The sequence below is a fragment of the Sulfitobacter sp. R86518 genome, from assembly GCF_042466275.1.
GTDB lineage: Bacteria > Pseudomonadota > Alphaproteobacteria > Rhodobacterales > Rhodobacteraceae > Sulfitobacter > Sulfitobacter pontiacus.
In genome coordinates, this window is record NZ_JAXHCA010000005.1 from 1,943,152 (window position 1) to 1,956,970 (window position 13,819).

At 62.0% G+C, this 13,819-nt stretch carries 12 protein-coding genes; 2 read left to right on the forward strand and 10 right to left on the reverse strand.

Features of this window, described 5'->3' with window-relative positions; translation table 11 throughout:
• Position 1: 1 nt before the first annotated feature.
• On the reverse strand, positions 2 to 463 hold the full coding sequence (locus SJY36_RS10380; protein WP_005854186.1) for an Lrp/AsnC family transcriptional regulator: 462 nt from the start codon (positions 461 to 463) through the stop codon (positions 2 to 4).
• The gene (locus tag SJY36_RS10385) at positions 460 to 915 is read right to left on the reverse strand and encodes an Lrp/AsnC family transcriptional regulator (protein WP_037944539.1); all 456 of its coding nucleotides are present in this window, start codon (positions 913 to 915) and stop codon (positions 460 to 462) included. Before SJY36_RS10385 ends, SJY36_RS10380 begins: the two co-directional genes overlap by 4 nt.
• A gap of 135 nt (positions 916 to 1,050) precedes the next feature.
• Here SJY36_RS10385 and ilvC point away from each other — a divergent pair, with 135 nt between their 5' ends.
• Entirely contained in the window at positions 1,051 to 2,073 is a 1,023-nt protein-coding gene (gene ilvC, locus SJY36_RS10390) for a ketol-acid reductoisomerase (protein ID WP_009824953.1), read from the forward strand.
• A gap of 104 nt (positions 2,074 to 2,177) precedes the next feature.
• The gene (locus tag SJY36_RS10395; protein WP_386174843.1) at positions 2,178 to 3,104 is read left to right on the forward strand and encodes a DMT family transporter; all 927 of its coding nucleotides are present in this window, start codon (positions 2,178 to 2,180) and stop codon (positions 3,102 to 3,104) included.
• 120 nt (positions 3,105 to 3,224) lie between these two features.
• Here the strand turns inward: SJY36_RS10395 and glmM are convergent, their stop codons facing one another.
• The 8 genes from glmM to SJY36_RS10435 all read right to left on the reverse strand — a co-directional run bounded on the left by glmM (position 3,225) and on the right by SJY36_RS10435 (position 13,686).
• Positions 3,225 to 4,571: a phosphoglucosamine mutase gene (gene glmM / locus SJY36_RS10400; RefSeq protein WP_037944541.1), complete on the reverse strand. Its 1,347-nt coding sequence runs from the start codon at positions 4,569 to 4,571 to the stop codon at positions 3,225 to 3,227.
• A complete protein-coding gene (gene folP / locus SJY36_RS10405; RefSeq protein WP_386174847.1) occupies positions 4,568 to 5,584 on the reverse strand; it encodes a dihydropteroate synthase in 1,017 nt (338 codons plus the stop codon). Before folP ends, glmM begins: the two co-directional genes overlap by 4 nt.
• Positions 5,585 to 5,587: 3 nt before the next feature.
• Positions 5,588 to 6,511 carry a dihydroneopterin aldolase gene (locus SJY36_RS10410; RefSeq protein WP_386174849.1) on the reverse strand — a complete coding sequence of 308 codons (924 nt, stop codon included), beginning with the start codon at positions 6,509 to 6,511 and terminating at the stop codon, positions 5,588 to 5,590.
• Positions 6,512 to 6,619: 108 nt separating this feature from the next.
• Positions 6,620 to 7,255 (reverse strand): cell wall hydrolase, encoded by a 636-nt coding sequence (locus SJY36_RS10415; RefSeq protein ID WP_037944544.1) that lies wholly within the window; start codon positions 7,253 to 7,255, stop codon positions 6,620 to 6,622.
• A gap of 128 nt (positions 7,256 to 7,383) precedes the next feature.
• On the reverse strand, positions 7,384 to 9,906 hold the full coding sequence (locus tag SJY36_RS10420; protein WP_243251824.1) for a putative PEP-binding protein: 2,523 nt from the start codon (positions 9,904 to 9,906) through the stop codon (positions 7,384 to 7,386).
• Positions 9,907 to 10,010: 104 nt separating this feature from the next.
• On the reverse strand, positions 10,011 to 12,131 hold the full coding sequence (gene glyS, locus SJY36_RS10425) for a glycine--tRNA ligase subunit beta (RefSeq protein WP_386174853.1): 2,121 nt from the start codon (positions 12,129 to 12,131) through the stop codon (positions 10,011 to 10,013).
• 98 nt (positions 12,132 to 12,229) lie between these two features.
• On the reverse strand, positions 12,230 to 12,751 hold the full coding sequence (locus SJY36_RS10430; protein ID WP_386174856.1) for a DUF6446 family protein: 522 nt from the start codon (positions 12,749 to 12,751) through the stop codon (positions 12,230 to 12,232).
• Positions 12,748 to 13,686: a glycine--tRNA ligase subunit alpha gene (locus SJY36_RS10435; RefSeq protein ID WP_005854198.1), complete on the reverse strand. Its 939-nt coding sequence runs from the start codon at positions 13,684 to 13,686 to the stop codon at positions 12,748 to 12,750. The genes SJY36_RS10430 and SJY36_RS10435 overlap by 4 nt, the downstream gene beginning before the upstream one ends.
• Positions 13,687 to 13,819: the final 133 nt, after the last annotated feature.

Below are 13,819 nucleotides of genomic sequence, written 5' to 3' on the forward strand. Positions count from 1 at the left end.
GTCACAGGCCCAATGGTCCGGTCAGTCGTTCCTCGCTTAAAAGCACATTTGCCTCGACCGCCCCCGCCCCCGGAAGGGTCATGATCCGCCGCCGCAGGACCCGTTCGAAATCCGCCAGATCCCGCGCAACAACCCGTAAACGGTAGTCATATAGCCCCAGAACATGCTCCACCGTTTGGACCTCGGGGATGGCACTGACGGCGCGTTCGAAATCCTCCAAGCTAACCCGCCCTTTGGTCGCAAGCTTGACGCCAAGAAAGACGGTGACGCCGAACCCCAATGCCTCCCGGTTCAAGCGCAACCTCTTGCCGCGCAGGATGCCTGCTTCCTCCAACCGCTTGATCCGACGCCAAGTGGCAGGCTGCGACAGCCCCAGATGGCGCCCCAGGGCTCCGGCGCTCTGTGTGGCATCCCGCGCAAGCGACCGGATCAGCCGGTGATCCACCTCATCGAGCGTAATCATAGCGGTAACGCCTCCTCTGACTTGATCCGCGCCACATGCATCAGCGCCTCGATATCGGCAATATGCGGCAAGGTCAGAATACCCTCCCGGTAAATCTGCTGATAATGCGCCATATCCCGCGCAATTACCGATAGGCGCACATCCACCCGCCCTAGAAAGGTCTGGAGCTCGATCACCTCAGGCAGTTGGCGTGCCTCTTCAAGAAAGCGGTCAAAGGCATTGCCCTGTGTCTTGTCCAAAGTGATCCGCAAGGACACCTCGACCGTGTAGCCCAATGCCGCCCAATCGACGACAGCCGCCACCCCCTGCACGATACCGGCTTCCTGCATGCGCGTGATCCGCCGCGACACCTTACCCGCAGTTAACCCCGTAAGGTCGGCCAGTTCCGCCGGCGACAGCCCCGCATCCGCCTGCCAGTGGCGCAGAAGTCGTCGATCCATATCATCAAGCATGATTTTTCCATTTTTTCCGCATACCGCGCATTACCATCTTCATTTTGCCAAATAAACTCACAATTCCGCAATAGCATCTCGCACCAGCTTCGATATGGTCTCCCTAGATTTCAACGAACCCGAAAGGACGCCCCAATGCGCGTTTATTACGACCGTGACTGCGATGTGAACCTGATCAAGGACAAGAAAGTTGCCATCCTCGGCTATGGCTCCCAGGGCCACGCCCACGCGCTGAACCTGCGTGATTCCGGTGCGAAAAACCTCGTCGTTGCGCTGCGCGAAGGCTCCGCTTCGAAAGCGAAAGCCGAAGGCGAAGGCCTGAAAGTCATGGAAATCGCCGAAGCAGCAGCTTGGGCCGATGTGATCATGTTCACCATGCCCGACGAATTGCAGGCTGAAACCTACAAGAAATACGTGCACGACAACATCCGCGAAGGCGCTGCAATCGCATTCGCCCACGGCCTGAACGTCCACTTCGGCCTGATCGAACCCAAACCCGGCGTTGATGTGATCATGATGGCCCCCAAAGGCCCGGGCCACACTGTGCGCGGCGAATACACCAAAGGCGGCGGCGTGCCTTGCCTGGTTGCGGTAGACACCGACGCCACCGGCAAAGCGCTGGAAATCGGCCTGTCCTACTGCTCCGCCATCGGTGGCGGCCGGTCCGGCATCATCGAAACCAACTTCCGCGAAGAATGTGAAACCGATCTGTTCGGCGAACAGGCTGTTCTGTGCGGCGGTATCGTTGAACTGATCCGCTGCGGCTTTGAAACACTGGTCGAAGCCGGCTACGAGCCCGAAATGGCCTATTTCGAATGCCTGCACGAAACCAAGCTGATCGTTGACCTGATCTATGAAGGCGGCATCGCCAACATGGACTACTCGATCTCGAACACAGCGGAATACGGCCAATATGTCTCCGGCCCGCGCATCCTGCCCTACGACGAGACCAAAGCGCGCATGAAGGCCGTTCTCAGCGACATCCAGTCGGGCAAATTCGTGCGTGACTTCATGCTGGAAAACTCCGTCGGTCAGCCGACGCTGAAATCCTCGCGTCGCGCCAATGACGAGCATCAGATCGAAGTCGTCGGCGGCAAGCTGCGCGAAATGATGCCCTGGATCTCTGCCGGCAAGATGGTCGACAAATCCAAGAACTGATCGCCGATGCAGCGATGTGGAAAGGCCCGGTTTTGCACCGGGCCTTTTCTTTTGCGCAACCGGCTGTCACATCTGGCGGGCCGAGTTTTCCCACAGGATATGTCATGCCGGACGCGCCCCAGATCACCAAATCCAGCTGGCTGATGATCCTGCTGCTTGCCTTCATCTGGGGAGGCACGTTTCTGGTGACCGAAATCGCCCTGACTGAAATGCCACCTTTCTGGATCGCGGCCACACGTGTCGGCTTCGCCGCCACCGTGATGATCGTTATCTGGGGTCTGCGCGGGTTTCGGCTCTTTACCCAATCCCCCACGCGCGGCGATATCGCGGCCGTGATCTTTATCGGTGCCGCCAGCTCTGCCGTGCCGTTCAGTCTGCTCGCATGGGGTCAGCAATATGTCACCTCGGGCTTCGCGGGGGTGACCATGGCCGCGACGGCGCTGATCATCCTGCCGCTTGCGCATTTCTTCGTTCCGGGCGAAGCGATGAGCCCGCGCAAGGTGATCGGGTTTGCCCTGGGCTTTGTCGGCGTTGTCATCCTGATCGGCGCGCAAGCCTTTGAAAGCACCGGCACCGCGCTTGAAACCCAGGGGCGTCTGGCCTGCCTGGGTGCGGCGGGGTGCTACGCCACCAGCTCGATCATCATGCGCCGCCTGCCCGCGGTGGACGCGATCGGCCTTGCGACCATCCTGCTGATCATTGCCACCTGCATCACCATTCCCATGGCGATCATCATCGAAGGTCTACCGCCCCGCCCCTCGCCGGCCATCTTCGCGGCGCTGGCGTTTCTGGGCCTGATCCCCACCGCCGCCGCGAACTTCCTGCGCGTGCTGGTGATCCGCAGTGCTGGCCCGGTGTTTATGTCACTGGTGAACTACCAAGTCCCCGTCTGGTCCGTCTGCCTCGGTGCGCTCTTGCTGAACGAACCGCTGCCGCCGTCCCTGCTCTACGCGATGGGGCTGATCCTCTCGGGCGTCGCACTCAGCCAATATGGCGCGTTCCGCCGCCTGTTCACCCGCACGCGCGCCTAGCTTCCAAATGGCTCTAAATCCTCGCCGAAGGCATCCCACAGACACCGCAGGCGGCGCGTCCCGCGAGGGCAAGGCAGGGCCGCCGCGCAGGACATCCCCGCCAGCAGCCCTGCGATCAGCTTAAGGTGCGACAGCCGCCGTGACCGCATCCACCACAGAATCGACAGCGCGTTCCATCAGCTGCGCGTCTTCATGTTCTGCCATCACACGCACCAGCGGCTCGGTGCCGGATTTGCGGATCAGCAAACGCCCCTGACCAGCCAGATCGGCCTCGGCCTGTGCGATAGCCCCTTGCACCTGCGCGTCTTCCAACGGCACCTGACCGGCAGAAAACCTCACGTTCTTAAGCAGTTGCGGCACGGGTTCAAAGTTATTCAGCAGCTCGGAGGAGGTCTTCTCCGACCGGATCATCTCTGCCAGAAACTGCAGCCCCGCCATCAGACCGTCACCCGTGGTGGCGTGGTCGGTCATGACGATATGGCCCGATTGCTCGCCGCCCAGATTGAACCCGCCTTCGCGCATCCGCTCGACCACATAGCGGTCGCCGACGGACGTCCGCTCAAGCCGTAGCCCCTTGCCCTGCAAGAAGTGTTCAAGGCCAAGGTTACTCATCACGGTGGCAACTAGGGCGCCATTGGCCAGCCGGTCTTCGGCCGCCCAACGGGACGCCATAAGGGCCATGAATTGATCTCCGTCACCGACCTTGCCGGTTTCGTCAATCAGGATCACGCGGTCCGCGTCGCCATCCAGACAAATGCCCACATGGGCACCGTGCTCTACCACCGCCGCTGCGGCGCGTTCGGGGTGGGTCGAGCCGCAATTCTCGTTGATGTTGAAGCCGTTCGGCGACACGCCAATCTCGATCACCTCGGCCCCGAGCTCCCACAGGGTTTCGGGTGCGACGCGGTGTGCGGCCCCATTGGCGCAGTCGATCACGACCTTCAGCCCGTCCAGACGCATCTGGCGCGGGAACGACGACTTCACCCGCTCGACATAGCGGAACCGCCCGTCATCGATCCGCTTGGCACGGCCAATCTTATCGGCGGGGTTCAACTCCACACCGCCTTCGATCAGCGCCTCGATCTCTGCTTCGACAGCGTCGCTCAGCTTGAACCCGTCGGGGCCGAAGAACTTGATGCCATTGTCCGTCGCCGGATTGTGACTGGCCGAGATCATGACCCCCAGATCAGCCCGCATCGACCGCGTCAGCAGCCCGACCGCAGGCGTGGGCACCGGCCCCAGCAACAGCACATTCATCCCCGAGGACGTCAGCCCCGCCGTCAGCGCGTTTTCGAACATATAGCCCGACAACCGCGTGTCCTTACCAATGACCACACGGTGCACACCGTCACGACCCGCGCTAAAATAGCGCCCCACAGCGGCCCCGATTTTCAAGGCGACCTCGGCTGTCATCGGATGCACATTGGCCTTTCCGCGAATACCGTCTGTTCCAAATAATTTTGTCATAAAATGCTCCCAAAATATGCGGCATGCCACAGAGCGACCGCTTGGCGGGTGTCGTCAACGTCATGCACACGGATCATTTGCACACCCTGCGCCAATCCTGCAAGCGCCACGGCGATCGACCCCGGCGCGCGGTCCTGTGCCTGCGGCGCGTTGCCGATCGTTCCGATAAACCGTTTGCGCGACACGCCTAGCAGGATAGGCGTCCCTAAAGCGTGAAACAGGCTTAGCCGCGCCAGCAGAGCCAGATTGTGATCCTGCGTCTTGCCAAACCCGATACCCGGGTCCGACAGAATGGCCCCCCGCGGGATGCCTGATGCCTCTAGCATGCTGATCTGCCGCTCCAGCGCGTCAAAAACATCAAGCAGCACGTTATCATACTGTGGGTCCAGATGCATGGTCGCGGGATCGCCTTGGGCATGCATAACGCAAACCGGCAGCGCCAGTTTTTGACACAGGGGCCCAAGGGCGGGATCAAAGGTGAAGCCCGAGACGTCGTTTACCAGATTGGCACCAGCGCTGACCGCCGCCTCGGCCACGGCGGCCTTGCGGGTATCGATGGAGATCGGCGTTTGCAGCCCCGCCCCCCGCAATGCGGCAATGACGGGAGCGGTGCGCGTGATCTCTTCGGAGACGGGCACAAAATCCGCGCCGGGGCGCGTGGACTCGCCGCCAATGTCCAGAATATCCGCGCCGGCGGCCACCATCTTTTGTGCGACGCGCAGCGCATCGGGCACGGCATTATGCTGCCCCCCGTCCGAGAAACTATCGGGCGTCGTGTTCAGAATGCCCATGATGCGCGGTCGGTCCAGCGTAAGCCCTGCCATCGCGGGTCTGGGCACGGTCAGCCGTGCCATCACACTCGCCGGGATATCGGCCGCGGGTACAACACGAGACGGCGCTCGACGCGACAAGACCTCGGCATGGGTGAACCAGCCCCACCCCCCCGCGAGAGACACCGCGGTGTCAGGCCGCGCGGGGCCGATCTGGACGAGAGGTCGAAAGTAATCGGTCATGTCTCACAGCCTGCCCTGGTCCACCGCTACGGCGCACAGCGGAACAGAGGCGTCAGCCGGCAGGTCCGCCCCGATCACCAACATCTCTGTCGCGTCGAAGCTGGCGGCGAACCACGCGGCCAAGGCCACTGCATCGCGCGGCTGCGCCGAGGGCGTATCCACGCTATCAAGCACGATCTTCGACGGAGCCCAAACGCTCGTCTGACCGTTCTTCATTGCCCAATCCAGCTCTGTCCGCGTCGCCACCACAACGCAGCGATCATCCTTTGCGGCCAGCACCCAGGCGTTCTGTTCAATCGCCAGCAGATCAATGCGGCGCTGCGCCATTTTATGCCCGACCTGCGGCGCGGCGGTGTCCGATGCGCCGACACAGAGGATCAGCGGCCGCCCCATCTGGTGCAACTGGTCCAGCCACCCCGCCAGATGCGGCGAGGCGATGGCATCATTGCTCAGATAAACCAGCTCGGGGTGTGGCACCTCGCGCGCCTCGGCCTGACTGTCGGGGGTATCATCGCGGGCGCGCACAATCTCGACGCCCAAAGCACCGGGGCCACGGTCCAGCTTTTCGATGCGCACAAACACCCGCATCGCCTGCCGTTCCAGCAGGATACGATCCGCGACCCGTTCGGCCAGCGTCTCGAGCAGGTTCAACCGTTCGTCCGACAGCTCATAGGCGATGGCCTCGGTCACGCGGTCGTAGGACAGGATACGGTCCACATCGTCGTCCACGGGGCCGGTCAGCGGCTGCACCTCGACGACGACATTGAAACAGATGCGCTGCGTTACGCCACGTTCGGCCTGAAAGGCGCCGATCTCGACCTCAACGATATGATCGCGCAGGGAAATCCGGTCCAGAGGTTCAGGCCCCGCCGTCGCAGCAGCGCGTTCGGACGGGTGCGCAAAGGCAAGCCGCGTGTCACTTGTCATGGGTTTGGGCCTTTGCTTGTCTCACTCGCAAACGATCCTAGACCGTTTGCGCGGATGTACCAAAGCCAGACACGGCTGGCCAGCCATCAAAGACGACAGAAACGCCGCTTAGTTCGACGCGGTCTGAACGCCGTCACGATAGAACATGTGCACGCCGATCTTGGTGGTGCGGGTAAAGACGCGCGACCAACGGGGGCTTACGGCGGTGGTATGATAATACGTCGCCCCCCCTGTCAGCGATGGCGCCTTGCCGTCCAGCACCGCGCGCGCGACCTTGCCGACCTGCGCATAGGCGCGAGGTTCGGCGATCACTTCGGCATTGCCATCGCAGGTGTAGGTGAACTGACACTGGTACTTGCGGCCTGTCCCCTGATTGATCACGCTGCACAAAGACCCGGGAAACTGCGCGGATTTCACACGGTTCATGATCACTTCGGCCACCGCGAACTGGCCCTTGACCGTCTCGCCGCGCGCTTCAAAGTACAGCGCCTCTGCCAGACAGCGCCATTGTTCGCCGCCCGATGCTTTCGGCTGTTCGGCCAGCCATGCGCGGGTGAATTCCACCTCGCTTGCGTTGTTCGATGCGATCATGCTTTCCAGACGTTCCGACCCGACAGAGCGCAGCCCTTTGGCTTCGATGTCAGCCAGTGCTTTGGCCTGTTGCGGGCTGGCGGACGCCACGGCAGGAGCAAGCAAAGACAGCGCCAGCAGGGCGCAGGACGAGAATTTCTGAAAAGAACGCATTGAGCGCCTCGCAAGTAGTTTCGGACAGCGCCCCCTACCCAAACTGGCACCAAGCGTAAACCCTGCCGAAACCGCCTGCGCGGGAACCCGCACAAGAAAACAACATCTAGGCGATCAGCCGCGCAAAACTACCCGATCTTGTCCGCGATGGCGAGCTGTGCCGCCGCCAATCTGGCCACCGGAACACGGAAAGGTGAGCAAGAAACGTAGTCAAAACCCGCGTCACGGCAAAAAGCAATCGATTCGGGGTTGCCGCCGTGCTCTCCGCAGATCGACAAGGTAATCCCAGGTTGTGCTTCCCGCCCCCGCGCGGCACCAAGCTGAAGCAACTCTCCGACGCCGTCACGGTCCAGCATATGGAACGGATCTTCGGGGAAAACGCCCTGCTGCACGTAGGTCGACATGAACCGTCCCGCGTCATCGCGGCTCAACCCATAGGTCATCTGCGTCAGGTCGTTTGTCCCGAAACTGAGGAAGGAACAATGGGGCGAAATCTCTCCGGCGCGCAGGGCGGCACGGGGCGTTTCGACCATCACGCCCAAACGGTAGGTAAAGCTCGCGCCGCGTTCGGATTTCACTGCCGTTGCGATCTTGTCGACGCTGGCTTTGATCAGCTCAACCTCGCGTTTGGCCGAAACAAGCGGGATCATGATTTCGGGCACCACGGGGTCGCCATCACGGCTGGCTTCGATCGTAGCCTCGAAGATCGCACGGGCCTGCATCTCGTAGATTTCGGGCACCGTCACGCCAAGACGCACGCCGCGCAGGCCGAGCATCGGGTTATATTCGGTCATCGCCTCGATCCGGCGGGTCACGTTGGACAGCGGCAAATCCAGCGCCTCGGCCAGATCGCGTTGACCGGTGCGGGTCGAGGGCAGGAATTCGTGCAAGGGCGGATCGAACAGACGGATGCATACCGGCTGACCCTGCATGATGCGGAACAGCTGGATGAAGTCATCGCGTTGCATGGGCAGCAACCGCTCTAGCACGGCGCGGCGGCCTTCGCTGGTATCGGCAAAGATCATCTCGCGCATCACGGTCAGGCGGCTGGGGTCAAAGAACATATGCTCTGTCCGGCACAGGCCGATCCCCTGCGCGTCGAAATTGCGCGCGGTTTGCGCGTCGGCAGGGGTGTCGGCGTTGGCACGTATCCCGATGTCGGCAGCGTCTTCGGCCCAGGACATGAGCTTTTGGAAGGTCGCGTCCAGCAGCGGCTCAAGCATATCCGCGGCCCCGCACAGCACCTCTCCCGAGGTGCCGTCGAGGGTGATTTCATCGCCTGCCTTGAACATCCGCCCGTCGGGGGCCGTGATCACCCCCTTGACCAGATCGAAACGCATCGACGAGGCACCGACGACGCAGGGCAAGCCCATGCCCCGCCCGATCACCGCGGCGTGGCTGGTGATCCCACCGCGTTCGGTCAGCACGGCTTGGGCGGCATGCATCCCGCGAATATCCTCGGGCGAGGTTTCGCGGCGCACCAAAATACATTTCTCGCCCCGTGCGGCACTGGCTTGCGCATCATTCGCGTTGAACACGATCCGGCCGGTGGCGGCACCGGGGCTGGCGGCAATGCCGCGCCCGATCACATCGCGTTTCACCCGGGGGTCAACCTGCCGGTGCAACAGCTCTGTCAGGGTGCGGGGCTGGACACGCATCAGCGCCTCTTCGCGGGGGATGATCCCTTCGTCCGCCAGCGCCACCGCGATCCGCACCGCCGCCCGCGAGGACCGCGACACGCGCACGCCATCAAGGATAAACAACTCTCCGTCAGAGATGACGAATTCCACCTGCATCTCGGCGCGCAGCCGCACCCGCATCAGCGCCGCGTGCTGTTTGAGCATCTCGAAAGCTTCGGGGGCGTGTTCCTCAAGCGACGGGCCGCGTGGATCGCGTGTTAGGTAAAGCGCATCGGCGGTGTCCTGCAAGGCGTCGCGCCCCTGCGACTGGCTCAGGTACCGCCCGGTGATCTGTGGCAGGCCGGTGGTGCTGTCCACCAGCTGCAACACGCCCGATCCGCATATCCCCGTGCCCACACCGAACACCATCTGCTGCACGATCAGGCCCAGCCCCGCATCCGCAGGTGCCCCCTTGGCCTGGCGTAACAGCCGCGCCGAGGTGCCCTCCCACGCCCGCGCCATGGAACTGAGCACGGCGGTCAATTGGGTCACACGATCCTGGGGGAAGCTTTCTTCGGTCTCAAGCTCGTAGGCGCGTAAGGATTGCAGCAGCGCCTCGCGCCCGTCGCCTTCGACGTCGTCGAACATATCGGGGTCCAAACGCGCCACATTGACGGCATAGGATTGCACGAAACGGGTGTAAAGCGCCGATGCGGGCCCCTCGCCCATGCGTTCGCAATAGTCGGCATAGCGGTCATCGTTCATGCCGATGTTCATCACCGCCCCCGGCCCGCCCCAATCCGGGTCCTGGCTAGAGGGGCGCACGCATAGCAGCGCGTCGTGGGGGAATTCATCAGCGACCGCTTGCAGATCGGGGATCTGCCCCTGCGCAATCTCGAGCACGACATCAAAGGGCAGCGCCACGGTGCGCGGCACCGGCAGATCAAGACGGACCAGACGCTGCAGACATTTCGCACGCCCCCCATGCGTATCATTCGCGATGGGGGCGGTTTGGGTCACAAGGGTTGTCATGGCGGTTTTCTGCACTGCGGCACCTTTTGGTTCCTGCGCAGCATAGGCTTTCGCCGTGGTGTGGCAAGGCGTGATCGCCTTGCCCACGTGTCGGGTCTGCTGCGTTACCCGTCGATTTTCGTCAGATCCGCGACCGAGCTACAGATCGTGCGGATACGGCTGAGCAGGTTCAACCGGTTGCGCCGGACCGTCGCGTTATCAGAGTTCACCTGCACCGCATCAAAGAACGCATCAATCGGGCCGCGCAAGGACGCCATCGCGGACATGGCCGTGCCGAAATCCTGTGCCTCCATCGCCGGTTTGATCTGCGCCTCTGCGGTATCAAGGGCGGCAAACAACGCGCGCTCTTCGTCCGTCTCGGCAAACTTGATGTCCGCGCCAAAGGAGTATTCCACCCCATCCGCATCCTCGGCTTGGCTCAGGATATTGTTGGCGCGCTTGAACCCCTGGATCAGGTTTTCCCCGTCGTCGGTTTTCAGCGTCTCGCTCAGCGCCTTGGCGCGTTTGACAAGCAGGGTCAGGTCGTCGTTGCCGTCCGTCGCACCAGCAGGTGCGCCATCAGAAGAACTGATGCAAGCGTCGATGATGTCATGACGGACGCCTTGGTCTTTGAGGTAGACCTTAAGGCGATGATGGAGGAAGGAGAGGAGGTTTTCTGCCGTCTCTTCGGCGCTTCCAGCAGCCGGTGCAGGGGCTTGAGACAAATGCTCAAGGATGGTGTCACGCAGTTTCAGCGACACATCATTCTCAACCAAAATCCGAATAACGCCCAAGGCCGCGCGACGCAGCGCGAACGGGTCTTTGCTCCCGGTCGGTTTTTCGTCAATCGCCCAGAAGCCGGTCAGCTTGTCGATTTTCTCTGCCAGCGCCACGGCGATGGACACGGGCGCGGTTGGCACGTCGTCGGATGGCCCCAGCGGCGCATAGTGGTCTTGGGCGGCGGCGGCGATGGCCTCGGACTTGCCTGCGGCTTTGGCATAGTAGCTGCCCATAAGGCCCTGAAGTTCGGGAAATTCATAGACCATTTCGGACGACAGATCGGCCTTGGCGAAACGGGCGGCGGCGCGGGCCTCTTCTGCGTCGGCCCCGACCATCGGGGCGAGTTCCCCAGCCAGCGCCTCCATGCGCGAGATCAGCTCGGCCTGTGTGCCCAGCTTGTTGTGGAAGGTCACGTTGGACAGGCGGTCCACCCAGGTCTGCATCCCGGCCTCCGATTGCGCGATGCGCAGATCGTTTTCCCAGAAGAATTTAGCGTCCGACAGGCGCGCAGAGAGCACTTTTTCATTGCCTGCCAGAATGGTCGCGCCATCGTCGGCGGTGGTGCGGTTGGCGACGGTGACAAAGCGTTCGATGCGGCCCGACTTGGGGTTGCGCACGGAAAAGAACTTCTGGTGCTCTTTCATCGAGGTTTGCAGCACCTCGGGCGGCAGACCAAGGAAATCATCGCCAATCTGCCCCATCAGCACGACGGGATATTCCACCAGCCCTGCGACCTCTGCCAGCAGGCCCGCATCCTCGACCACCTCAAGCCCGTTGGCAAAGGCCATATTGGTCGCGTCGTTCCAGATCGTATCGCGCCGCTCTGCCGGGTCGAGCACGACAAACGCGCGTTTCAGCTTGGCGCTGTAGTCGTCAAAGCTGCTGACGGTAATTGTATCGGGGGCCAGAAAGCGGTGCCCGCGCGTGGTGTCGCCTGCGGTGATCCCGTCGATGGTCAAGGGCACGGTCTGCGCGCCATCCTCGGCCGACAGGATACACAGGATCGAATGCAACGGGCGCACCCACCGCAAGCTGCCACTGCCCCACCGCATGGATTTGGGCCAAGGGAAATTGCGAATGGTGGTTTCCAGCACTTCTGCCACGATCTCGGCTGCGGGGCGGCCCGGCTTGTTGATCATGGCAAACAGGATCTTGCCCTTGGGCGTGTCGCGCTCTTCCAGCTGGTCGCGGGTCAGCCCTGCGCCGCGCAGAAACCCTTCGATGGCTTTTTCCGGCGCGTCGGCCTTGGGGCCTTTGCGTTCCTCGACCAGCGACGGGCTGGCGTCCAGCATCCCCTCGATCGTCAGGGTCAGGCGACGCGGCGTCGAAAAGGCCGCGGCAGAAGCATAGGTCAGCCCCGCATCCACCAGACCGTTCGTCACCAGTTTCTTTAGATCATCCGCCGCGCGCGCCTGCATGCGGGCGGGAATTTCTTCCGAGAAAAGCTCTATCAGGAGGTCGGGCATGGATTCGTACCTTTCGGGGCCGCGTGTCGCTTGGGTGCGGTTAAATATGTGTCGCGCAAACAGCGCTTATGTCAAAGGGCCTGTCGATCCGGGGTGGATCAGTCGGCGGGGCGTTCCGGGCAGGCTTCGCCCACCACGGTGCCATCATAGGATTTGTCGCCACAATCGTTCAGCTCGTGCCAGACATAGCCGCGCCCGTCCGAAGTGATCGCAACGATACGGTCAACGCCGAAATGCACGTTCTTCTGCCCCAGAAAGGTCAGCGCCGTGCCTGCCTCGATCTCTTCTGCGATGGCCCTGGCGTCGAAACAGTCGAACCAGCCCGGTGCATTGCGCGGCGTGACCTCGTCGCTGACGACATAGGTTTCGGACAGCATGGCGAGGCTGAGCGAGGTGTCGAAACATGCGCGGTAGCGGATGGGCGAGCTGTCGGCGTCGATGGCGCGGAAATTGTCGGTCAGGATCGGCTCGGACGCATTGCTGGAGATCGACACCAGCGAGACGCCCTCATCCGGTGCCGGTGCCTCGTGATAATAGCCGTAGACCTGTAGATAATAAAGCGCGAGACCCGCAATGGCTGCTGCAACCAAGATGACGCCTCCTACAATTTTACCGTTCATGCCGCGTTTTCCGACCAACCGCCGGCCCGTGTCTGAACAAAGGCGTCAGCGCAGGCTTTGGCAAGGGTGCGTACCCGCCCGATATAGGCCTGACGCTCTGTCACCGAGATGACACCGCGTGCGTCCAGCAGGTTGAAGATGTGGCTCGCCTTGATGCATTGGTCATAGGCGGGGTGCGCCATCACGATGCGCTTGCCGGTCTTGGGGTCCACGGCATCTTGCGCAAGGATCGCCTTGCACTCGTTCTCGGCCTCGACAAAGTGGTCCAGCAACACGTCGGTATTGGCGACATCAAAGTTCCAGCGGGCGTACTCTTCCTCGGTCTGTTTGAACACATCACCATAGGTCAGCGGGATCGGCGCATCGGGGCTGTTAAAGGGCATGTCCATCACGTGATCGACGCCCAGAACATACATCGCCAGACGCTCGAGCCCGTAGGTCAGCTCGCCCGATACAGGGTGGCAATCATGGCCGCCGACCTGCTGGAAATAGGTGAACTGCGACACTTCCATGCCGTCACACCAGACTTCCCAGCCCAGTCCCCATGCGCCCAAAGTGGGGCTTTCCCAGTCATCCTCGACAAAGCGGATGTCATGCAGCGCCATATCGATCCCGATCGCTTCAAGCGATCCGAGGTAGAGCTCTTGCAGGTTGGGCGGGCTGGGTTTGATCAGTGCCTGAAACTGGTAGTAATGCTGCAAACGGTTGGGGTTTTCCCCATAGCGCCCGTCGGTCGGGCGGCGCGAGGGCTGCACATAGGCGGCGGCCCAAGGGTTGGTGCCAAGCGCGCGCAGGGTCGTGGCCGGGTGAAACGTACCCGCACCGACTTCCATGTCGTAGGGCTGCAGGACAGCACAGCCCTGACGCGCCCAATAGGACTGTAGGGCGAGGATGATTTCCTGAAATGAACGGGGGCGCTGGACCGGGTCGGACATAAGATTTTGCCTTTGCTGCTGCGCGCCTTTCCTAAGGTGCTGTCGCGGTAGGGTCAATTGGCAGCTTTGTGATGATTTGCGCTGTCTCAAGCATGGTATTTTGCACAGGTTCCTGCTTATCTACTGCAAGTTT

Excerpts from the sequence above, each read along its gene's own strand:
- SJY36_RS10380 (WP_005854186.1), bottom strand. The coding sequence starts at position 463 with ATGATTACGCTCGATGAGGTGGATCACCGGCTGATCCGGTCGCTTGCG.
- SJY36_RS10385 (WP_037944539.1), bottom strand. The coding sequence starts at position 915 with ATGCTTGATGATATGGATCGACGACTTCTGCGCCACTGGCAGGCGGAT.
- ilvC (WP_009824953.1), top strand. The coding sequence starts at position 1,051 with ATGCGCGTTTATTACGACCGTGACTGCGATGTGAACCTGATCAAGGAC.
- SJY36_RS10395 (WP_386174843.1), top strand. The coding sequence starts at position 2,178 with ATGCCGGACGCGCCCCAGATCACCAAATCCAGCTGGCTGATGATCCTG.
- glmM (WP_037944541.1), bottom strand. The coding sequence starts at position 4,571 with ATGACAAAATTATTTGGAACAGACGGTATTCGCGGAAAGGCCAATGTG.
- folP (WP_386174847.1), bottom strand. The coding sequence starts at position 5,584 with ATGACCGATTACTTTCGACCTCTCGTCCAGATCGGCCCCGCGCGGCCT.
- SJY36_RS10410 (WP_386174849.1), bottom strand. The coding sequence starts at position 6,511 with ATGACAAGTGACACGCGGCTTGCCTTTGCGCACCCGTCCGAACGCGCT.
- SJY36_RS10415 (WP_037944544.1), bottom strand. The coding sequence starts at position 7,255 with ATGCGTTCTTTTCAGAAATTCTCGTCCTGCGCCCTGCTGGCGCTGTCT.
- SJY36_RS10420 (WP_243251824.1), bottom strand. The coding sequence starts at position 9,906 with ATGACAACCCTTGTGACCCAAACCGCCCCCATCGCGAATGATACGCAT.
- glyS (WP_386174853.1), bottom strand. The coding sequence starts at position 12,131 with ATGCCCGACCTCCTGATAGAGCTTTTCTCGGAAGAAATTCCCGCCCGC.
- SJY36_RS10430 (WP_386174856.1), bottom strand. The coding sequence starts at position 12,751 with ATGAACGGTAAAATTGTAGGAGGCGTCATCTTGGTTGCAGCAGCCATT.
- SJY36_RS10435 (WP_005854198.1), bottom strand. The coding sequence starts at position 13,686 with ATGTCCGACCCGGTCCAGCGCCCCCGTTCATTTCAGGAAATCATCCTC.